The 20433-nt window shown below is 71.8% G+C and carries 18 protein-coding genes; 8 read left to right on the top strand and 10 right to left on the bottom strand.

Annotated features, from left to right (window positions below; all coding sequences use genetic code 11):
* Positions 1–115: 115 nt before the first annotated feature.
* Positions 116–2656 (bottom strand): putative bifunctional diguanylate cyclase/phosphodiesterase, encoded by a 2541-nt coding sequence (locus ACZ6TB_RS37695; RefSeq protein WP_465562990.1) that lies wholly within the window; start codon positions 2654–2656, stop codon positions 116–118.
* Positions 2657–3156: 500 nt separating this feature from the next.
* Here ACZ6TB_RS37695 and moaC point away from each other — a divergent pair, with 500 nt between their 5' ends.
* From moaC to ACZ6TB_RS37675, 4 genes are all read left to right on the top strand, one after another.
* A complete protein-coding gene (moaC, locus tag ACZ6TB_RS37690; protein ID WP_465562986.1) occupies positions 3157–3648 on the top strand; it encodes a cyclic pyranopterin monophosphate synthase MoaC in 492 nt (163 codons plus the stop codon).
* Complete coding sequence (locus tag ACZ6TB_RS37685) at positions 3621–4121, top strand: MogA/MoaB family molybdenum cofactor biosynthesis protein (protein WP_465562981.1); 501 nt, start codon at positions 3621–3623, stop codon at positions 4119–4121. The genes moaC and ACZ6TB_RS37685 overlap by 28 nt, the downstream gene beginning before the upstream one ends.
* 133 nt (positions 4122–4254) lie before the next feature.
* Positions 4255–5478, top strand: a complete 1224-nt coding sequence (locus tag ACZ6TB_RS37680) for a molybdopterin molybdotransferase MoeA (RefSeq protein WP_465562978.1) — start codon at positions 4255–4257, stop codon at positions 5476–5478.
* 74 nt (positions 5479–5552) lie between these two features.
* Entirely contained in the window at positions 5553–5978 is a 426-nt protein-coding gene (locus ACZ6TB_RS37675) for a molybdenum cofactor biosynthesis protein MoaE (RefSeq protein WP_465562976.1), read from the top strand.
* Here ACZ6TB_RS37675 and ACZ6TB_RS37670 read toward each other — a convergent pair.
* From ACZ6TB_RS37670 to ACZ6TB_RS37655, 4 genes are all read right to left on the bottom strand, one after another.
* On the bottom strand, positions 5965–6996 hold the full coding sequence (locus tag ACZ6TB_RS37670) for a glycosyltransferase 87 family protein (RefSeq protein WP_465562974.1): 1032 nt from the start codon (positions 6994–6996) through the stop codon (positions 5965–5967). The two genes, ACZ6TB_RS37675 and ACZ6TB_RS37670, sit on opposite strands and share 14 nt — an antisense overlap.
* Before the next feature lie 46 nt (positions 6997–7042).
* On the bottom strand, positions 7043–7651 hold the full coding sequence (locus tag ACZ6TB_RS37665) for a DoxX family protein (RefSeq protein WP_465562971.1): 609 nt from the start codon (positions 7649–7651) through the stop codon (positions 7043–7045).
* A 28-nt stretch (positions 7652–7679) separates the two neighbouring features.
* A complete protein-coding gene (locus ACZ6TB_RS37660) occupies positions 7680–8885 on the bottom strand; it encodes an AAA family ATPase (RefSeq protein ID WP_465562968.1) in 1206 nt (401 codons plus the stop codon).
* Positions 8886–8986: 101 nt separating this feature from the next.
* The gene (locus tag ACZ6TB_RS37655; protein WP_465562966.1) at positions 8987–9634 is read right to left on the bottom strand and encodes an LppU/SCO3897 family protein; all 648 of its coding nucleotides are present in this window, start codon (positions 9632–9634) and stop codon (positions 8987–8989) included.
* 137 nt (positions 9635–9771) lie between these two features.
* On the opposite strand from ACZ6TB_RS37655, the gene ACZ6TB_RS37650 reads away from it, so the two are divergent.
* Positions 9772–10452, top strand: a complete 681-nt coding sequence (locus ACZ6TB_RS37650) for a prepilin peptidase (RefSeq protein ID WP_465562963.1) — start codon at positions 9772–9774, stop codon at positions 10450–10452.
* Here ACZ6TB_RS37650 and ACZ6TB_RS37645 read toward each other — a convergent pair.
* The 4 genes from ACZ6TB_RS37645 to moaA form a co-directional block, all read right to left on the bottom strand.
* On the bottom strand, positions 10439–13579 hold the full coding sequence (locus tag ACZ6TB_RS37645) for a UvrD-helicase domain-containing protein (protein ID WP_465562960.1): 3141 nt from the start codon (positions 13577–13579) through the stop codon (positions 10439–10441). The two genes, ACZ6TB_RS37650 and ACZ6TB_RS37645, sit on opposite strands and share 14 nt — an antisense overlap.
* 84 nt (positions 13580–13663) lie before the next feature.
* Positions 13664–14890 (bottom strand): metallophosphoesterase, encoded by a 1227-nt coding sequence (locus tag ACZ6TB_RS37640; RefSeq protein WP_465562957.1) that lies wholly within the window; start codon positions 14888–14890, stop codon positions 13664–13666.
* 622 nt (positions 14891–15512) lie between these two features.
* Complete coding sequence (locus ACZ6TB_RS37635) at positions 15513–15755, bottom strand: MoaD/ThiS family protein (RefSeq protein WP_465562951.1); 243 nt, start codon at positions 15753–15755, stop codon at positions 15513–15515.
* Between the two features lie 32 nt (positions 15756–15787).
* Positions 15788–16831, bottom strand: coding sequence for a GTP 3',8-cyclase MoaA (gene moaA, locus ACZ6TB_RS37630; RefSeq protein ID WP_465562948.1), 1044 nt, complete (start codon positions 16829–16831; stop codon positions 15788–15790).
* A 108-nt stretch (positions 16832–16939) separates the two neighbouring features.
* Here moaA and ACZ6TB_RS37625 point away from each other — a divergent pair, with 108 nt between their 5' ends.
* Entirely contained in the window at positions 16940–17686 is a 747-nt protein-coding gene (locus ACZ6TB_RS37625; protein WP_465562946.1) for a class I SAM-dependent methyltransferase, read from the top strand.
* A gap of 29 nt (positions 17687–17715) precedes the next feature.
* Here the strand turns inward: ACZ6TB_RS37625 and ACZ6TB_RS37620 are convergent, their stop codons facing one another.
* The gene (locus ACZ6TB_RS37620) at positions 17716–18600 is read right to left on the bottom strand and encodes a fructosamine kinase family protein (RefSeq protein WP_465562943.1); all 885 of its coding nucleotides are present in this window, start codon (positions 18598–18600) and stop codon (positions 17716–17718) included.
* Positions 18601–18656: 56 nt separating this feature from the next.
* Between ACZ6TB_RS37620 and ACZ6TB_RS37615 the strand changes: the two genes are divergently transcribed.
* Together ACZ6TB_RS37615 and ACZ6TB_RS37610 are read left to right on the top strand one after the other, a co-directional pair.
* Positions 18657–19160 (top strand): GNAT family N-acetyltransferase, encoded by a 504-nt coding sequence (locus ACZ6TB_RS37615; protein WP_465562941.1) that lies wholly within the window; start codon positions 18657–18659, stop codon positions 19158–19160.
* A 96-nt stretch (positions 19161–19256) separates the two neighbouring features.
* Positions 19257–20312 carry a DUF4192 domain-containing protein gene (locus ACZ6TB_RS37610; RefSeq protein WP_465562938.1) on the top strand — a complete coding sequence of 352 codons (1056 nt, stop codon included), beginning with the start codon at positions 19257–19259 and terminating at the stop codon, positions 20310–20312.
* Positions 20313–20433: the final 121 nt, after the last annotated feature.

Raw genomic sequence — 20433 nt, 5'->3', positions numbered from 1 at the left:
ACGACATTTCTGGGTCGGTCGTCCACAGGCTGCGGCGCCGCTCAGGTGCGGAGCATGTCGGCAGCGGCGCCGAGCAGGTCGGCAGCGGTGCGGAGCCGGTCGGCGGCGGTGCGGATCAGGCCTGCGGGTGGGGCGTTCCGGAGCCGGTGCGGCCTGAGCCCGTGGAGGGGCGGCGGCGCGGCAGGCGGACGACCGAGCCGGCGTCGTGCAAGGCCGCGGCCAAGGCGCCGGGGCGGCCGCCGGAACCGCGCTGGAGGGTGCCGATCATGCGGGCCGAGGACATCGGGCGGGCGAACAGGTGGCCCTGGCCGGCTACGCAGCCCAGCTCCCACAGGGCGTGCCGCTGGGGTTCGCTCTCCACGCCCTCGGCCACCACGGTCAGGTGCAGGCTGCGGGCCAGGTCGACGGTCGAGCGGATCACGGCGGCGGCCTCCGACGAGGTCTCCACGGCGGTGACGAACTCGCGGTCGATCTTCAGCTGGCTGATCGGGATGTGCGACAGCACCGAGAGCGGCGAAACGCCGGTGCCGAAGTCGTCCAGGGCCAGGCCCACGCCGGCCTCGCGCAGCTCGGTCAGGGCGCGGCCGACGGTGTCGAGCTGGCTGATCGTCAGGGTCTCGGCCAGCTCCAGCACCAGGCGGTCGGCGGGCACGGCGTGGCGCTCGAGGCGGGACAGCACCGAGGCCGGGAAGCGCGGGTCGAGGAGGCTGCGCGGGGACACGTTGACGGCGACCGGCACGTCGAAGCCCGCCTCGCGCCAGACCCCGGAGGCGGCCAGCGCCTGGTCGAGCACGGCGTCGGCGAACGCGGGGAGCTGGCCCGAGCGCTCCACCGTCTCGAGGAACTGCATCGGCGTGAGGTAGCCGTGCTCGGGGTGCTGCCAGCGGGCGAGCGCCTCGGCCGAGATCAGCTCGCCGGTGCCGAGGTCGACGATCGGCTGGAAGTCGACCACGAACTCGCGCTCGGCGACCGCGCGCTGCAGCTCGCCGCCGAGCATCAGGCGGCTGACGTCGGCCGTGTCCTGCGAGTGGGCGTACGTCGCGGTGGTCTGTCCGGCCCGCTTCGCCTGGTACATGGCCACGTCGGCGCGACGCATGAGCTCGTTGATGCCGCCGCTGCCGGGCGCCAGCGCGATGCCGCCCGCGGCCTCGACCGTGATCTGCATGCCCTCGACCTCGAGGGTCGCCTCGAGCGCGCTCAGCATCTGCTCGGCGCGGTGCGTGGCCAGCGCCGGCGTGGCCAGGTCGACGAGCAGGACCGCGAACTCGTCACCGCCGAGCCGGGCGACCAGGTCGCCGGGGGCCGCGGCGTCGCCGAGCCGGCGGGCCACCTCGCGCAGCACCGCGTCACCGGCCGCGTGCCCGAGCGTGTCGTTGACCTCTTTGAAGTGGTTGAGGTCGATGAGCAGCAGGGCGACGATGCCGTCGTCGGCGAGACCGGAGAAGTGCACGTCGGCGCGCTCGTACAGCTCGCGGCGGTTCGCCAGCCCGGTCAGCGGGTCGTGCGCCGCCTCGTACGCGTTCTGCTCATTGAGCCGTTGCAGTTCCATGTAGGCCGCCGCGTTGCGGATGGCCGTGCACAGGGCGGAGGCGAACGTCTTGAGCTTGTAGCGCTCGAACTCGGTGAGCCGGATCTTCCCGTGGAAGTCGAGCACCAGCGCGCCGGCCCGGTAACTGCGGTCCCGGGTCTCGAGGTCGGTGGTGATTGCCGAGTCGCCACCGAACTTCCGAGGCCCGGGACCGTCGTAGGTGACGCCCTCTGCCCGGGCGCGCACCACACGATCGACGCCGGTGGCGGTCAGGTCGATCTCGACCTCGTCCGCGGAGAACAGACGTGCGCCCTGCTCGGCCGCCAGGTAGAGAACCCGGTTCAGGTCGACCGAGCTGAGCTCGTCGGTGGTGTCGGCCAGCCGCCGCCAGGACTCGCGCTCCTCGGCCGTCCGCAGCCGGCGCGAGTGCCACAGGTGCAGGCAGGCCACGACCAGCGGCACGAAGCCGAGCCAGAGCAGGCTCGCCCCGCTGACCAGAACCGCGACGATGTAGACGATCGTGATGAGCTTGGCCGCGTTGTCGACCAGGTCGGAGACGAGGTCGCGGAAGAAGACCTTCCGGATCGTCGAGTGCGACGCCACCGCGATGACCGGCAGGAACAGGAGCTGGTCGACGACGTTGAGCGCCAGGTAGGCGAGGGCGACGGCGCCGATGCTCACCTGCGGGTTCACGAGGTCGGGGTGGGCGCCGGAGAGGACCAGCACGGCCCCGGCGGCACTCGAGCTGAGCACCCATTTGCCGACCGCGAAGAGCGTCTTCTGTGGTGCGACCCGCGCCAGGATCTTGGCGAGGGTGATGCCGGCCGTGGCGCTGAGCAGGACCCACGGCATCGGCGCGACGACGAGCCCGACGATCAGCGGGATCTCGCTCCAGTTGGTGGCGTTGTGGCTCGACTGCACGCGAACGTAAATCTTGACCCGGTCGCCGATCGCCGTGCCGAGGAACACGAGGAAGAGCACCAGCGGGTGGGGGGCCACCAACTGGGCGTCGACCGCGTACCAAACGTTGAGGCAGGCGGCGGCGAACGCAAGAACGACGACGAGACCGATGAGCAGCCGGAGCCGCCGATCGGTCGCGTCGTCGTTGGAGCTTCGCTTAGCAGACACGGGGATCTTTCCTGTCGCCGAGCTCAACGGGAGCTGTTCCCGGGCTCAAGCGTATGCAACGGACGCCGGGCGGCGCACCGCCCTACTCCCAGTCGCGGACCCGCATTGTTTTCTCCTCGCGTAAGAGTCCGGCCCCAGACCGAGCTCTAATTGATCTCTGTTCGTCGCGACGAGCGAAACGTTATGCAACGATGCGGGCGCTGGTAACCCTTTTGTGTCGGTATGCGCAGAAAGCGATAATCGAGGGAGCGGTCGTTACTCCCTGTTCGAGAAAGGAAACTCTGTGCAATCTCGAATGTCGATTTGAAGCGCAGTGTCTACATAGCGCAGGGTGCTGTTTCTATTACCCTGCGGATTGACAAAAGGACTATCTAATCCGTAACGTCGGCAGGCTCTTGAGCAGCGCATAGATCATGAACATTGCACGTCATTCAATGGTGAAGCGCATGTCCCGAGCGGGCTATGCGGCTCGTTCGGCGAGGTTTCTATAAACTCCCGGTATGCCCGAGGAATCACCGCTTAGTCACGTCGACGAGACGGGTGCAGCCCGCATGGTCGACGTTTCTGCCAAGGAAGTCAGTGCTCGCCGGGCGGTCGCCGCCGGTCGCGTGGTCACCACGCCCGGGGTGATCGAACTGCTGCGCGGGGAGGGCGTTCCGAAGGGCGACGCGCTCGCCGTGGCGCGGCTCGCCGGCATCATGGGCGCCAAGCGAACGCCCGATCTGATCCCGCTCTGCCACCCCATTGGCCTGCACGGAGTCGTTGTCGATCTCGAGCTGACCGGCACCACCGTCGAGATCACCGCGACCACCAGGACGGCCGACCGCACGGGGGTGGAGATGGAGGCGCTGACCGCGGTCGCGACCGCGGGCCTCGCGATGATCGACATGATCAAGGCGGTGGACCCGGCGGCAAGCATCGAAGCCGTTCGTGTCCTGCGTAAGGAGGGCGGGAAGACCGGCGAATGGGTCCGCCCGGAGGACCGTCCATGAGGGCCCGGGTGATCGTCGCGAGCAACCGCGCGGCGGCCGGCGTCTACCCCGACACGAGCGGCCCGCGCCTGGTCACGGGCCTGCGCGAGCTCGGTTGTGAGGTCGGCGAGCCGGTCGTGGTGCCGGATGGCGAACCGGTCGCGGAGGCCCTGCGGGCGGCGGTCGCGGACGGCGTCGACGTGGTGCTGACCAGCGGCGGGACGGGCATCACCCCGACCGATCGCACCCCCGAGGCGACCCGCGGCGTGCTCGACTATGAGGTGCCGGGCATCGCCGAGGCGATCCGGGCCTACAGCCGGGACAAGGTCCCCGCGGCGGCCCTCTCCCGGGGGCTGGCCGGGGTCGCCGGCCGTACGCTGATCGTGAACCTGCCGGGGTCCTCGGGTGGCGCCAAGGACGGGCTCGCGGTGCTCGGGCCCCTGCTCAGGCACGCGATCGACCAGCTCAACGGCGGTGACCACACCCAGGCGTAGCCCAGAAGTACTACGCACGAGGGACTAGACGGATAGTGCAAAACCCGACTACGGCGATCTTCCACATAGTGGGACCGAACCTAGCCGGGCACCTATCCGAGGCGGATCCGGGCGCGCTGGATAGGCTCGACCGGTGAGCGCTGACACCTCGGTCGACTGGGAACAGGCCCGCGTCCTCGCGTACGAGGCGGGCCGCCGAGCCGCGGGACCGGCCGAACTGGTCTCGCTGCCCGACGCCGACGGCCGCACCCTCGCCGAGCCGCTGCGCGCGCTCACCGACCTGCCCGCGTTCCCGACCTCGAGCATCGACGGCTGGGCCGTGCGCGGTCCGCAGCCCTGGCGCGTGACCGGCCGCGTGCTGGCCGGCGGCATCGCGGCCCCGCTCGACGAGGACGGCGCCTGCGTCGAGATCGCGACCGGCGCCATGGTGCCGGCCGGCGCCGAGGCCCTGATCCGCATCGAGGACTCGACGCGCGACGCCGACGGGGGGGTCCGCGGCACGCCCCGCCCGGCGCCCGAGTGGCGGCTCCCGGGCGAGGAGGCCCACAAGGACGAGGAGCTTCTCCCGGCCGGCACGTCGATCGACCCGGCCGTGATCGGTGTCGCCGCGACCTGCGGGTACGAGACGCTGAGCGTGCGCCCGCAGCCCCGGGCCGGGCTGCTGGTCTTCGGCGACGAGCTGCTGACCGCGGGCACGCCGGGCGCCGGCCGGGTGCGCGACTCGCTCGGTCCGCAGGTGCCGGGCTGGCTGCGCCGCTGCGGGGCCACAGTGGATCGTTCCGCGGTCGCCGGCCCGGTCCACGACACGCTCGAGGCCCATCTCGCGGCCGTTCGCGGCGCGCTGGCCGGGGCCGACCTGGTCTGCACGACCGGCGGCACGATGCACGGCCCGGTCGATCACCTGCACCCGACGCTGGCCGAGCTCGGCGCCGAGTACGTGGTGAACACCGTCGCCGTCCGCCCCGGCTTCCCGATGCTGCTCGCCCGCATCCCCGCCCCCGACGGCCGCCCGCGCTTCCTGGCCGGCCTCCCCGGCAACCCGCAGTCCGCCGTGATCGCCCTGATCACGCTGGTCGCCCCGCTGCTGGCCGGCCTCCAGGGCCGCCCGGCGCCGACGCTGACCCGGGTCGAGACGACGGCCGACGTGCCCGGGCGCGGCGCACACACGCATCTCGCGCTGGCTCGCCTCGACCACGGTGGACGGTCGGCGACGCCGGTCGGTCACGTCGGCTCGGCGATGCTGCGCGGCCTGTCGAACGCCCACGGCTTCGTGGTGGTCCGGCCGGACACGAAGGCCACCGCCGGCGACCTGGTCCCGTTCCTCCCGCTGCCGTTGCTGGCGGGGGAGCGCCCATGACCGTGCGAACCGAGGAGCGGCCATGACCGTGCGAACCGGGGAGCGGCCGTGACCGTGCGAATCGAGGAGCGGCCATGACCGGGGAGATCGTGCTGGTCGAGGTGCGGGACGTTCCGCTCGATCTCGCGGCGCATGAGAAGGCGGTCGCCGACGTGCGGGCCGGGGCCGTCGTGTCCTTCCAGGGTGTGGTGCGCGACCACGACGACGGCCGAGGGGTGACCCTGCTCGAATACGAGGGACATCCCACGGCCGAGGCGGTCCTGCGCGAGGTGGCCGCCGAGATCGCGGCCGATCCGGCGGTCTATGCGGTGGCCGTGTCGCATCGGGTCGGCACGCTCGCCATCGGCGATGTCGCGCTGGTCGCCGCCGTCAGCACCGCGCATCGGGCGGCCGCCTTCGCGGCCTGCGCCCGGCTGGTCGACGAGGCCAAGGCGCGCCTGCCGATCTGGAAGCGCCAGGTCTTCACCGACGGCACCGAGGAATGGGTCAACTGCCCCTAGGGCCGGGGATGGCCGGGGCGCGTCGGATCGCCGGTGCGGGACGGCGCGCGGCGACCGCCGGTGCGACACCGGGGCGCCACGGCAGGGCGTTCAGCAGCAGGATCATGGCGAAGGCGTAGCCGTTCCAGCCCGTCGTCCACCGTGGACCGATCAGGATCAGCAGGTAGACCAGCGCCGCGGCGCACGCGTGGCCGGCCCCGGGGAAGCGGTGCCGGCGTGGGCGCCGGGCGGTCACTCGCAGGCGGGCGGCGGCGTCGACCAGGATCAGCACCGCGGGCAGCAGCCAGATCAGCGAATGCACGCCGCTGACCGGGCCGATCGCGGCGCCGGTCAGGCCGGCGAGGGTGAAGGCCGCGATCTCGTCGCCGTCGGCGTGCGCCGAGCGGGCCCGGATCATGCCGACCGCCAGCAGCAGGCCGGAGAACGACAGCCAGATCAGCACCGGCGCGCCGGACGAGTCGTAGAGGCGGGCCAGCACGCCGGCCAGCGACTGGTTGAGCGGATCGTCGAGCGGGCGCTGGACGCCGAACGACGGCGGCATGCCGAGAAGCGTGGCGCCGCCGAGCACGGTCAGCGCGGTGGCCGCCGCGGTCAGGGCGGCCCGCCACTGCCGGCTGACCACGAGATAGAAGAGGAAGACGACGGGGCTGATCGCCAGCGCCGTCGCCACGCCGATGCCGGCCCCGGCCCAGGCGCCGGTCGCCCAGGCGCGCCGGAGCAGCGCGATCACCGGTCGGGCGCCGGGCGGGCGGGAGGCGGGCGGCCCGGGCCACCACGCGGCCCGGCTGCGGGCCCAGGCCGAGCGGCGCAGCGCCACCACGTCGGCGGTCACCAGGCCGAACAGAATCAGGTCGAGGCCGCCGAGCCCGAGCGCGGCCCGCACCGGCTCGGCCACCAGGGCGAGCACGGCCGCGGCGGCGACGGCCACGGCCCGGGGCCGGCCGTAGCGGCGGGCGACCGGGCCGACCAGCGCGACCAGGGCGAGCACCAGGAAGGCCACGCCGGCGAACGCGATCACGTACCTCTAACGCCGAGATCGCCCCAAGGTCACCCGACCTGCGAGATCACCCCGGCAGCTTGCGCGCGGCGGCCGCCGACATCGCCGCGATCTTGGCCTCGCGCTTCGCGGTGCGGACCGCGCGCTTCATCGAGCGCTGCGAGCGGTCGACGGCGTGCTGCATCGAGCGCTGCGAGCGGTCCACCGCGTGCTTCATCTCGCGCTGCGAGCGGTCGACCGCGTTGCCGGTGCGATAACGCAGGCTGGGGCGCCCCTCGGTGTCGGCCGCCGCGAGCAGCAGGCCGCCGAGCAGACCGAGGTTCTTGAGGAACTGCGTCTGATGCGCCGCGCGCTCCTGTTTGTCGGAGCTCCAGAACGGGTGCCCGGCGAACGTGGTCGGCACCAGCCCGGCGGCGAGCGCGGCGGCGGCCGGCCGGGTGAAGTGGCCGGACGCGAGCGCGAGCCCGGCCACCACGTCGGTCGCGGCCTTGGCCCGCACGAGGGTTCGCGCGTCGGTCGGGATGCGCGGGTCGATCTTCTCGAGGAGGGGCCCGACGCGGTCGGTGACCCGGCGCGCCGTGTCGACCTTGGCATCCGGGCGGATCAGGATTTTGACGCCGCTGACCACGAAAATCGAGGCGAGCATGGCGCGGGCCGCGGTGCGTACGGGCTTCATGAATTTGGTTATACCCGCCCGCCGGGCTCTACACCGGCTGGGTACGCAGGTATCGGCCGAAATGCGGCACGGTGAAGGCGACCGTGCCCCGTTCGCCCGAATAGATGAGGCCCTTCTTGATGAGGGCGTCGCGGGCGGGGGAGAGGCTGGCCGGCTTCCGGCCGAGCGCCGTGGCGATCTCGGAGGTGGGCACGGCCGCGTCCATGTCGTTGTCCGGCTCGCCGGAGAGCACGGCCATCGCCCGCATGTACTCGCGCTCGGCCGGGGTGGCGCGCTCGAAGCGGGAGCCGAAGAAGCCCACCGCCAGCTCGGCCTCGGCCTCGGGCGCGGCCACCCGCACGTCGGCGTCGGTGACCGGTGACTGCGGGGCGTGATCCCAGGTGGCTTTCCCGTACGCCTGGACGAAGTACGGATATCCGCCCGACTTCTCGTAGAGCAGGTCGAGCGCCTTCGCCTCGTACTCCACCTCTTCGCGCGCGGCCGGGGCGCAGAGCGCGAGATCGGCCGCCACCCGGTCGAGCCGGTCGATGCGCTGGTAGCGGAAGAGGCGCTCGGAGTAGGACTTCGCGGCGGAGAGGACGGCCGGGAGGTGGGGCAGGCCGGCGCCGACCACGATCAGCGGCGCGCCGAGCTGGGAGAGCTCGTGGCAGGCCGCGCACAGCGCCGAGACGTCGGCCGGCCCCAGGTCTTGCATCTCGTCGATGAACAGGGCGATGCCGGTGCCGACGTCGGTGGCGAGCGACGCCGCGTCGGTGAACAGCTCGACCAGGTCGATCTCGATGTCGCCGGAGTCGGCCCGGCCGTGGGCGGGCGGCACGTCGATGCCGGGGGACCAGCGGTCGCGGATCTTGCCGTTGGGGTCGTTGGCCCGCAGCGCGAACGCCTTGAGCACGGCGAGCACGTCGTCGACCCGGTCGGGATCGCGGTGGTGCGGCGCCAGCTCGCGGATCGCCATGTGCAGCGCGGCCGAGACCGGGCGGCGCAGTGACTGGTCGGGGCGGGCCTCGATCTTGCCGGTGCCCCAGAGCCGGCCGATGGCGGCCGAGCGCAGCGTGTTGAGCAGGACGGTCTTGCCGACCCCGCGCAGCCCGGTCAGGACGAGGCTGCGCTCGGGGCGGCCGCGCGCGACCCGCTCGAGCACCACGTCGAAGGCGTCGAGCTCGCGGCCGCGACCGGCCAGCTCGGGCGGGCGCTGACCAGCGCCGGGAGCGTACGGGTTCCGCACCGGATCCACGGATAGCACCGTATCGGGTCGTCTAGCGGAAAAGCTAGAGAGCGCTATCAAAAGGTCGTCGTGTCTTGTCTACCCGAATCTACGCCCAGAGCTAGAAACCGCTAGAGCGACTTATGCTCCTTCAGGCAGAGCACGAAGTCGAGGTCGTCGAGCGGGCTGTCGTAGAAGTACCACTTCGTGTAGCCCGGGACCTTGGCGCACTTGGACTCCGCGTCCTTCTCGCCCGTGGTCTTGCCGTCGATGCGCTTGAGCACCTCGAACGTCCCCGAGGTGCACGCGTTCACCCGCATCTCGGGCTTCGCGTCGGAGCCGTCGTTGACCACGCAGTCGCCCTGCTTCACGTTGAACCGGGCGTCCTCGCTGCCGACCGGCGCCGGGCCGGGGTTGGTCGCCGCGTCGGACGGACTGGCGGCCGTGCTCGGCTTGTTGTTCCGCTCGTTGAGCAGCCACGCCGTCGTACCCAGCCCGACGCAGATCAGCACGCCCAGCGTGACCACCAGCGCGATGATCGGCGTGTTCCGCTTCTCGCGCGGCGGCGCCGACGGCTGACCCCACATCGAGGCCCCGCTGATCGGCGCGGACTGATAGGCCACCGGCTGCTGCGGGATCGACGGCGGGTGGCCACCCCACGACGGATCGGGCGAAACCGCGGCACCCTGATCTCCCCACGGGTCGGCGGGCTCGGCGTACGGCTCGTCCGAGCGCCCGTGCGACCACGGCGGGCCGGAGTGCGGGCCGTTCTGCGACATGGGGAACTTCCTCCGGATGCGGTCAACGCTGCCTGCCACCGTAGCGTGCGGGGGTCACGCAAACCCGTACGGAATCGCCGCTGGTGTCGGCAACCTGACCCCCGGCCCGCGTGGGAGGGCCGATACGGTCCACGGTCGTGTCGCCACTCCTCGTGATCTTCTCGGCCGGCTTCGGCGCGGCCACCGCCGCCTTTCTCCCCCGGCTCGCCCATCGCCTCGCCGTCGGCCGGGCCGACGCGCCTCGGCCGGCCTGCGCGGTTTGCGCACGGCCGTTTCCCCAGGGCATTCAAGGGTGGGTACGGGTGGGAGCCGCGTGCTGCTTCGGTGGGTACGCGTGGACGACGGTCGCCGGCGCGACAGTGGCCGCCCTGCTGGCCGTCGTGATCGGACCGTCGCCGCTGCTGCCGCCCCTGCTGCTGGCGGCCGTCCCGGGCGTGCTGCTCGCGGTGATCGACCTGCGCTGCCTGCGACTGCCGGACCGGCTCGTCGCGACGGTCGGGATCGTCGGCGGCGTGCCGCTCGCGGTGCTGCGCCCCGACCGGATCGCGGCGTCCCTGCTGGCGGCGGTCGCGGTGCTCATCGCGTACGCAATCCTGTGGTTCTCGGGAGGTCTTGGGCTCGGCGACGTGAAGCTCGCCGCCGTGCTCACCATGATCCTGGGGTTCGCCGGTTGGCCGGCGGTGGTGATCGGCGTGCTCGCCCCGCCGTTGATCAACGGGCCGGTGGCGCTGTTCGTGCTGGTCACCGGCCGGCGACGGGTCCTGCCGTTCGGTCCCGCCCTGTTGGTGGGTGCGCTGATCGCGCTTACAGCAGCCTGAGCTGGCGGTCCCTCGGGCGGGCCGGAACCGTGTCGCCCAGCCGCTCGAACAGGCCCGAGTCGATCGCGTCGAGGAACGGGGTCGGGCTCTGCTCGCGCTCGCTGCCGTGCCGGAACCGCCGCGCCGCGTGGCTCAGGTAGAGGCGGTCCTGCGCGCGGGTGAGGCCGACGAAGAAGAGGCGGCGCTCCTCGGCGACCTCGTCGTCGGTCGGCGTGGCGCCCGGCCAGCGCAGCGGCAGCAGGCCGTCCTCGCAGCCGACCAGGAAGACCACCGGGAACTCGAGGCCCTTCGCGGCGTGCAGGGTGAGCAGGTTGACCGCCTCGGCCCGCGGGTCGAGCGAGTCCACCTCGGCGCCCGTCGCGATCTCCTCGATGAGGCGCGGCAGGTCGTCGCCGATCCGGTGGGCCAGCGGCATCAGCAGGTCGGCTGCCGCCCAGATGTCCTCGGGGGCGAGCTGCTCGGCGTCCAGGGTCGGCGCCGCGAACCGTTGGGCCAGCACCTGCGCGGTCAGCTTCACCCGCGCCGCGAGCGAGCCGCCGAGACCGCCCGCGTGCCGCAGCTCGCGAGCGATGACCTGCACGCCGGCCCGGTCGCGCAGCCGGTTGTGCGACCGCTTCTGCACCGGGACGCCGGCCCGCGAAAGCGCTTCGACGATCGGGCCGGACTGCGCGTCGGTGCGGTAGAGCACGGCGATGTCCGAGAAGGACAGATTGCCGGCGGCGGTCGCGCGGGAGTCGACCCGGCCCGAGTCGAGCGAGCGGTGGCTCAGGCCGCCGACCAGCTCGTCGATCGTGCGGACCACGAAGTCGGCCTCGTCCGCGACACTGGCGGCGGAGTATCGGCCCACCAGCGGCGACTCGGGGTCGAGCCGGGCCGGGTCCAGCCGCCGGCCGCTGACCAGGCTGGACGGCGCGATCGCCTGCACGGCGGCGGCCAGGATCGGGGCGCTCGACCGGTAGTTGCGGGTGAGCCGGACCAGCCGGGCGTCGACGAAGTCCTCGTTGAAGCGCAGGAAGTACTTCACGTCGGCGCCGCGGAACGAGTAGATCGCCTGGTCCGGGTCGCCGATCGCGCACAGGTTGCCGTCCGGCGGGCTGAGCAGGCGCAGCAGCTCGTACTGCGTCTCGTCGACGTCCTGGTACTCGTCCACGAAGATCCACGGCCACTGCTTGCGGTACTTCTGGACCAGGGCCGGCTCGTCCCGGAGAATCTCGACCGGCATCTTGATCAGGTCGTCGAGGTCCACCAGGTCCTGCTGGCGGAGCAGTTTCTCGTACGCGAGATCGTCGTCACCGGCCTGCTCGCGGGCCTCGGCCCGTTCCCGGTCGTCGGCGATCCGCCAGTGGGCGCCGAGGCCGGCCGCCTTGGCGTTGTCCCGCAGGATCGCGAGGCCGACCGAGTGGAAGGTGCCGACCGTGATGTCCTCGGCCCCGTCGCCGAGCAGGGCGTCGAGGCGCTCGCGGAGCTCGGCGGCGGCCCGGCGGGTGAAGGTGATCGCCAGGCAACGGTGCGGGAACACGTTCAGCTCGGCGCAGAGATAAGCAATGCGATGCGTGAGCGTACGGGTTTTGCCCGTGCCCGGGCCGGCGACGATCAGCAGGGGACCGCCGGGGGCGCTCGCCGCGACCCGCTGCATGGCGTCGAGGCGGTCGAGCAGGCCGGTGCCCACCTCTTCCATTCCGGCCAGCATCGGCTCGAACGGCTCGTGCGGGCTCGCCGGCGTCGCCAGCACGGGCGGGGGCGGCGCCGTCTCTTTGACGGGCTTGGCCGGCTTCTTGGGCGCTGCCGCTCGCTCGGGCCTGCGCTGCTGCGGGACGTCGAACAGCGGAAGGTCGAACAGGGCCTCCGCCTGCGGCTCCTTGCTCCGGAGCTCGCCCGGCTCGAAGAGGGTGATCACCCCGTACTCGCCGTCGTAGCCCGGCACCCGGCGCACGTCGCCGCGCCGCAGCCGGCCGATCGCCTCCTCGAGGTCGCCCCCGCCGGCCTGGCCGATCTCGTCGAGCGGAACACTGCGCAGGATGTCGAGCTCGGCGCCGAGGGTGGCGACCAAGTGGTTGAGCTGGGCCTCGACGGTCTTCGACTTGGGACCGACCCCGTTGATCTCGCCGAGGATCTCGTGCAGCTGGATCAGGTGCTCGACGTGGTCGTCCCGGTGGAAGCCGAGCGGCCGGTCGGCCAGATCCTCGACGCGGCTGAGCACGCCCACGGTCAGCGGCTTGCCGCACTCGGGGCAGCGGCCGCCGGCCTCGCGGGTGCGCTGCGGCTCCCAGTTGACGCCGCAGGCCCGGTGGCCGTCGGCGTGGTACTTGCCCTCTTCCGGGAAGAACTCGAGGGTGCCCCGGATGGTGTCGCCGGCCTTGACCGCCGCGTAGTCCGGCTCGCCGGCGAACAGGGTCGCCTCGCGGGCCAGCGCGGCCGGCGAGTGGGCGTCCGAGTTCGAGACCAGGCGGTAACGGTCCAGGCTGGACACCCGCCAGTTCATCTCCGGGTCGGAGGAGAGGCCGGTCTCCACGGCGGTGACGTGGTCGGCCAGGTCGGCGTAGCAGTCGGCGATCGCGTCGAAGCCCGACTTCGAGCCCAGGGCGGAGAACCACGGGGTCCAGATGTGCGCCGGCACGAGATAGCCGCCGGCCTCGAGGGTGATCTCCAGCAGGTCACGGGAGTCGAGGCCGAGGATCGGGCGGCCGTCGGCGGTGAGGTTGCCGATGCGGCCGAGCGCGGTGTTGAACCGGCCCGCGGCCTCGAAATCGGGCATGTAGATGAGGTGGTGCACTTTGCGCGTACGGTCATCGCGCTTGTAGATCGTGGAAATCTCGACGCTGAGCATGAACTTCGCCGCGCGCGTGCCCTGCAGTGAGCCCGGAAGACGCTTGGTGACCTCGTCCTCGTCGGCGAAGCGGTAAAGCCCGCCGCCGTCCGCGGTCAGGCTCTCGCGCAGGTGGTCGAACCACGCCGGATGGGTGAAGTCGCCGGTGCCGAGCAGCGCGATGCCCTTGCGCCGGGCCCACCAGGCCAGGTTGGGCAGCGTCAGGTCGCGGCTGCAGGCGCGCGAGAACCGGGAGTGGATGTGCAGATCCGCGACGTATGTGTCCGCGGCGACCGAGGACCCTGCGTTGTCCGAGGGCACGCGCTGCATCCTGTCACGCCCTCCGCTTCGGTAACCAATCGCCACGCGCTAACAAACTTACGGATCTTGATGCTTGGTCTTGCGTCATACCGCCCGCAACTCGACAACGGTGACCTGCGGGGGAGCGCCGACCCGGACCGGAGGTCCCCAGAACCCGGCGCCGTTGGTCACGAAGACCGGCACGCCGTCCACGTCGCCGTAGCCGGACACCACCGGTTGATCAAGCTTGACCAGCAGGTTGAAGGGTGCCATCTGCCCGCCGTGCGTGTGCCCGGAAACCTGGAGATCGACCCCGAACGGGGCCGCCTGGTGCGCCGCCGCCGGCTGGTGCGCCATCAGCACGACCGGCCGCGTGGTATCCCGATCGCCGAGCGCCTTGCCGAAATCGGGCGGGTCGCCCACGGCGGTGCCACCGAGATCGTTGACCCCCGCCAGGTCGAGGCCGGCGAGCTCCACCCGCTCGTTGCGCATCGGTCGTACGCCCAGGCTCGCCACCTCCTCGATCCACGGCTCGTACCCCGAGTAGTACTCGTGGTTCCCGGTCACGAAATACGCCCCATACCGCGACTGGATGTCGGCGAGCGGCGTCGCGAACCGTCCCAGCTCCGCAACGCTGCCGTCAACGAGATCCCCGACGACGCACACGATGTCCGCCTTCACCGAATTGATCAGGTCAACGATGCGCCCGACGTGCCGGGTCCCGGTCAGCGGCCCGAGGTGGATGTCGGACACCACGACCAGTCGGGTGCCATCCATGGCCCGGGGAAGTTTGGCCATGGGCATCGCCCACCGGTTGATCTGCGGCGGCCCGAGGGCGGTCTTGACTCCGTAAGCGGTGATGCCCGCCGCCGTGAGCCCCGCGAAGATCGCCGCTCCGCGCGCGAGGAGCAGGCGGCGCTCGAGGCCTTGCTTTTCGCCGTCGCCTTCTGCCGTGCTGTCGCCGTCGGTCCTGTCGTGGCCGTCGCTCGTGGTGCCGCTCGCTCCCGCCGGCACCGGCTCTCTTTTCTCCGCTCGCCGCTGGGCGCGCCACCAGAGCAGCACCCCGGCCCGCGGAATCTCCAGCGGCAGCAGCACCACGAGCAGGTAGAACATCAGCGCGAGCCAGAGATAGCCCGGCCAGCCCAGCCACTCCACGTGCCCGGTCCGGGTCGCGATCAGCGTCACCGGCAGCAATACGGCCAGCACGACGGCCGCGATGGCCCCGATGCGCCGCGCCCGCTTGCCCCGCATCGTGTCCCGCACGAGGCGCTTCCAGAGATAGAAGTGAACAAGCCCGATGACGACGAAGACCAGCCCGACGAAGACCAGCAAAACCCCTCCTCAGCACTCCGCCCACCGGCGGCGTGGCCTCAAGTTTCCAGGCCGTCCCTGAGAGCCCGCCCCCGACCCGCCCACCCGCGCGTCCTTTGCTCTGCTTACAAATACGCGCGGGCATTGGCCGACCGGGTCAATTCGGACAGGTGAGCAGCCATGGCAGCGGGCTGCTGCGCACAGACCTCGGGCGATGGGCCCTGGGTGTGCGGCAGTCGTGGGGTGTGCGGCCGTCGACACCGTGCCGCAGCTAAGGGCCGTGTGGCAGCTGTAGGCGGTGCGTCAGCTGTAGGGGGCGTCAGCTGTAGGGGGGCGTCAGCCGACGTGGCCGCGCGGCGGATGTAGGCGGTGCCTCAGCTGTAGGCGGGGCGGTCAGCCGACGTGGCCGCGCGGCGGATGTAGGCGGTGCGTCAGCTGTAGGCGGGGCGTCAGCCAACGTGGCCGGGCGGCAGCAATAGGCGGTGCGTCAGCTGCACGCGGTGCGTCAGTCAACGAGGCCGCGCGGCCCCCCGAGCTTGCGCCCTCGAGCTTGCGCCCCCGAGCGTGCGCCCCCCGAGCTTGCGCCCCCCGAGCATGCACCCCCCGAGACGCGCGCCATCCAAACCGCGCCTGCCGCCCAGCCTCAGCCGCCCGCGAAGGGTGGCAACACATCGACCGTCACTCCCGCCGGGAGCGCCGCCCCACGATCGTGACAAGCCAACCCATCGACCAGGAAGCTGGCCGCCTTCAGCACCAACCCCAGCCGCTCCCCATGCCGATCCGTCAGCACCTGCGCGAGCTCCGCGATCGACCCGGCCTCGACCGGCTCCGACGACACGCCACCCGCCGCCGCCCGTGCCCCCGCGAAATAGCGGACGGTCAGCATGCTGGCACTCCGATCACCGTCGGCCGCATCGATCAGCCGCCGATCGCGGACATCGGGCGGGCGGGCTGCAGGAAGCTCGGATCGTCGATCCCGTGCCCCGCCCGCTTGCCCCGCATCGCCACTCGCCACGCCTCGGCGATCTCCGCGTCGGAAGCTCCCGAACGCAGCAACCGGCGAAGATCGCTCTCCTCGGTGGCGAACAGGCAATTCCGGATCTGCCCGTCGGCGGTCAGCCGAGTGCGGTCACAGTCACCGCAGAACGGCCTGGTCACGCTGGCGATGACGCCAACCCGGGCGGGCTCTCCGGCGGCGTCGACGTGGCCCGGGACCAGCCAGGTCTCGGCCGGCGACGTTCCACGTGAAACCGAATCGGGCCGCAGATCGAAGGGCGCCAACGCGGTCAGGATCTCGTCGGCGGTGACCATGGTGTGACGGTCCCACCGGTGCTGCGCGTCCAGGGGCATCTGCTCGATGAAGCGCAGCTGATAGCCGTACGCAAGCGCGAATTTGACCAGCTCCGGCGCCTCGTCCTCGTTGATCCCGCGCATCAGCACGGTGTTGATCTTTACGGGCGTCAGGCCGGCCGTGGCTGCGGCCTCCAGCCCGCGCAGGACGTCGGACAGCCGGTCTCGCCTGGTCAGCGCGACGAACCGCTCCGGATCGAGGGTGTCGAGCGAGACGTTGATCCGGTCGAGCCCGGCCTCCCGCAGCGGCACCGCCAGCCGCTCGAGCCCGATCCCGTTCGTGGTCAGCATCAGTCTCGGCCGCGGAGCGAGCTGCGCGGCGGCCGCGATGATGCCGACCAGCCCGCGCCGCAGAAGCGGCTCGCCTCCCGTGAACCGCACCTCGGTGATCCCGAGCAGCGACACCCCGATGCGGACGAGCCGCACCACCTCGTCGTCGGTGAGCTGCTGCTCACGCGGCAACCAGGCCAGCCCCTCCTCGGGCATGCAGTAGGTGCAGCGCAGGTTGCATCGATCGGTCAATGACACGCGCAGGTCGGTGGCCACCCGGCCGAAGCGGTCGACGAGCCCGGCCGGGAGCGCCCCCGGGCCTGATCTCGTCTCGTCTTCCACGCTCCGAATCTAGCCGCTCCGACCGCCCGACGCCGAAGCCGATTTCGATCTGTGGATAACCCGGAAAACCGGTTGAGGGCCGAGGGCGGGGCTGGGATGGTCGCCCCCATGCGGGGATTTGAGGATCTTGTGGCCGAGGGCGCCGCGGTGCCGGTCGAGGGCTGGGACTTCTCCTGGTTCGAGGGGCGAGCCACCGAGGAGCGGCCGTCCTGGGGTTACGCACGCCTGATGGGCGAGCGGATGGCCCACGCCGGGCGGGCGCTCGACCTGCAGACCGGCGGTGGAGAGGTGCTCGCCACGATGCCGAAACCGCCGGCGACGCTGGTCGCCACCGAGGGCTGGCCGCCGAACGCGGCGCTCGCGCGCGAGCGGCTGGCTCCCCTCGGCGGGGTCGTCGTGGAGCTGGCCGAGGACGCCGATCTACCGTTCCCCGGCGAGTCGTTCGACTTGGTCACCAGCCGTCATCCGGTCGCCGTGAACTGGGCCGAGGTGGCCCGCGTGCTCGCGCCCGGCGGCACCTATCTCTCCCAGCACGTCGGCGCCGGGTCGCTCCGGGAGCTGATCGACTTCATGATGGGCCCGCAGGTCGTCGGGGACGCGCGCGATCCGGAGCGGGCCCGGTCCGAGGCCACCGCCGCCGGCCTCACCGTGCTCGATCTGCGCTCCGAGGCCCTGCGCATCGAGTTCTTCGACGTGGCGGCCGTGATCGTCTTCCTGCGGAAGGTCATCTGGACCGTCCCGAGTTTCACGCTCGACGCCTACCTCGACCGGCTCCGCGCGCTCCACGAGCAGATCGAGCGTGCGGGCCCGTTCGTCGCCCACTCGCAGCGCTTCCTGATCGAGGCGAGAAAGTAGAGGCGAGAAAGTAATCGAGGCGCAAAAGGTCAGGAAATAGCCGACCGTGCCATCTGCGCGGCCGCGACCACCGACTGGCGATAGGAACCGCCGAAGGCCGCCGCATGCACGAGTAATAGGTGCAGCTGATGCAGCGGCACGCGCGCCTGCCACCCGTCCGCGAGCGGATAGGCCTCCTGGTAGGCGCCGAGGATCCGATCGAGGTGCGGCGCCCCGCCGAACAGCGCCAACTCCGCCAGGTCGGTCTCGCGATGCCCACCCTGCGCGGCCGGATCGATCAGATAGGCCCTGCCGCCCGCGGACCACAGGATGTTGCCGGGCCACAGATCACCGTGGGTCCGGCTGGGCGGCTCGCCGTCGTCCCACCGGTCCAACGCGCCCAGAACCTCCTCCAGGAGGGCGACATCTTGGGCGGTCAACGCACTCTGATCGACCGAGGTTCGCACGTACGGCCGGAGCCTGCGCTCGGCGAACCACCGGCCCCACGGACCGGGCTGTGGGGTGTTGTCCAGCGGAAGTGGACCGATGAAGCCCGTCCAGTCGGCGCCGAACGAGGCCGCTCCGGCGCGATGCAACGCGGCAAGATCGCGGCCCAGGCGCTCGGCGGCCGCGGGCGTCGGCGAACCGTGGTCGATCCACTCGGTGGCGATCATCGAGGGGAGCGCGACGAACACCTCGGGCACGGGAGCGTCGGCGTCGGCCAGCCACCTCAGCCCGTACGCCTCCGCCTCGAAAAAGCCTCGCGGAGGCTCGCCGGCCGGCCAAGTCTTCGCGAACAGGGACGTCCCGTCGTCGAGCGTGAGCCGCGCGGCGTTGGACACGCTGCCGCCGCCCACCGGCGTCTCACGAATCCGCTGGTGGGTCAGAAATGTCGGGAGATGCTCGGGGTGCGCGCGTAAGTACGCCTGGTCCACGGGCCTATCTTCCACTTCGGCTTACGGACGCCCGAAATCGGAGTCAAAATGTCGGCATGAGCCCTGTCACAGTGCGTTCGTACCGTCCGGGTGACCACGCCGCGGGTCGTCGACTGTGGTCCGAGCTGACCAACCAGCACAATCAGATGTACGGCTCGGTTCCCGACGACGGTGGCGAAGGTTTCGAGGAGTACCTCACCCGGCTCGATCTCGGCGGCCTGTGGGTGGCCGACCACGCCGACGACGGGGTGATCGGGCTGGTCGGGCTGACCATCCGCGGCCGGGCAGGCGTGGTCGAGCCGATCGTCGTGACGATCTCGCACCGGCACAAGGGTGTGGGCCGCAAGCTGCTGCGGCACGTGGCGACCGAGGCCCGCAAGCGGAACATGACGGCCCTGACGATCTCGCCGGAGTCGCGCAACGTCGACGCCATCCGCAGCCTGCACGCGGCCGGCTACGACGTGGTGTCGTCGATCGAGCTGACCCTCGACCTCGATCGCAACCCGCACGAGTGGCAGGACGAGGGGCTCGAACTGCACGACATGCAGTTCCGCTCTTAGCCCCCTTTCTCCCCGTCCCTGTGGATAACGAGCGCGTCGTCCACAGGCCGGCACTTTGGCACTCGCGCCCGGTGCCCGCCGGGCCAGCATTCCGGCATGACCCCGGACTGCATGATCACCGTGAAGAACTCCGCCGAGGCCGTCGCCGTCACGCCTTACGCGCTCGGGTTCCATCCCACCGACAGCCTCGTCGTCCTCGGGCTGTTCGGCCGCCTGGTCGACTTCGTGGTGCGCTACGACTTTCCCCCGCCCGATCTGCTCCCGCCTGACCTGCTCCCGCCTGACCTGCTCCCGCCCGATCTGCTCCCGCCCGGTCTTCCGCCGCCCGATCTGCCGCCGGTGCTCGAGGAGGCGGCCGAGCTCGTGGCGCGCCAGGGCTCCGAGCGGGTGTTCGTCCTCGGCTACGGGCCGCCCGGGCCGGTGAGTCCCGCGGTGATCGAGTTGTCCCGGGCGCTGGCCGCCGCGGGTGTGAAGGTGGTCGACTCGCTCCGGGTGCACGGCGGGCGCTGGTGGTCATATGTGTCGCCCGGTCCCGCCGACGGCACCCCGTGCTCGCCCGGACTGGCGGCGCCGGCCGTCTTCAACGGCTTCGTCGCACTGCCCGACCGCAAGGCCCTGATCGCCAAGCTCGCCCCCGTCGAGGGCGAGGCCCGGCGCGCTGCCGAGGCGGCCGCCATCCGAGCGCGGGCGCGACGAGCCGAGTTGCCGGACGAGGAGCTGAGCCGAGCCGGCCATGAAGCGATCCGAGAGGCCGAGCTGATTGCGCGCGCGGGCCGTCCGCTGGCCGCCGACGCTTACGCCTGGCTGAACGTGCTGCTGACCGAGCAGCCGGTGCTGGAGCACGGAATAGACCGCACGAGCCCCGACGGCTGGCGAGCCCGCTTGTGGACCGAGTCCGTGCGCCGAGCCGCCCCCACCGAGGTGGCGGGCCCGGCAACGCTGCTCGGTTTCGCCGCGTGGCGCTCGGGCGACGGCGCCTTGGCCCGGGTCGCGGTCGATCGAGCGTTGCGCGAGGCGCCGAACAGCCGCTACGCAGGCATCCTCGACCGCCTGCTCGGCGCGGGCATCCGCCCCTACGCGCTGGTCTCCGTGAAACCGTTGCCCCGCCGCCGCCGACGGCGAAGGCCCGCGCAGGGCCGCTCGATCCCCTGAGCCCGGCCCGCGGGGATCACCGGGCTCGGGGGGGGGGGGGGGGGGGGGGGGGGGGGGGGGGGGGGGGGGGGGGGGGGGGGGGGGGGGGGGGGGGGGGGGGGGGGGGGGGGGGGGGAGAGGA

The organism is Actinoplanes sp. NPDC051537 (assembly GCF_055586105.1).
The sequence above is the reverse complement of the archived record's forward strand: the minus strand, read 5'-3'. Positions and strand labels throughout refer to the sequence as shown.

Excerpts from the sequence above, each read along its gene's own strand:
- moaC (WP_465562986.1), top strand. The coding sequence starts at position 3,157 with ATGCCCGAGGAATCACCGCTTAGTCACGTCGACGAGACGGGTGCAGCC.
- ACZ6TB_RS37685 (WP_465562981.1), top strand. The coding sequence starts at position 3,621 with ATGGGTCCGCCCGGAGGACCGTCCATGAGGGCCCGGGTGATCGTCGCG.
- ACZ6TB_RS37675 (WP_465562976.1), top strand. The coding sequence starts at position 5,553 with ATGACCGGGGAGATCGTGCTGGTCGAGGTGCGGGACGTTCCGCTCGAT.
- ACZ6TB_RS37665 (WP_465562971.1), bottom strand. The coding sequence starts at position 7,651 with ATGAAGCCCGTACGCACCGCGGCCCGCGCCATGCTCGCCTCGATTTTC.
- ACZ6TB_RS37655 (WP_465562966.1), bottom strand. The coding sequence starts at position 9,634 with ATGTCGCAGAACGGCCCGCACTCCGGCCCGCCGTGGTCGCACGGGCGC.
- ACZ6TB_RS37635 (WP_465562951.1), bottom strand. The coding sequence starts at position 15,755 with ATGCTGACCGTCCGCTATTTCGCGGGGGCACGGGCGGCGGCGGGTGGC.
- ACZ6TB_RS37625 (WP_465562946.1), top strand. The coding sequence starts at position 16,940 with ATGCGGGGATTTGAGGATCTTGTGGCCGAGGGCGCCGCGGTGCCGGTC.
- ACZ6TB_RS37615 (WP_465562941.1), top strand. The coding sequence starts at position 18,657 with ATGAGCCCTGTCACAGTGCGTTCGTACCGTCCGGGTGACCACGCCGCG.
- ACZ6TB_RS37610 (WP_465562938.1), top strand. The coding sequence starts at position 19,257 with ATGACCCCGGACTGCATGATCACCGTGAAGAACTCCGCCGAGGCCGTC.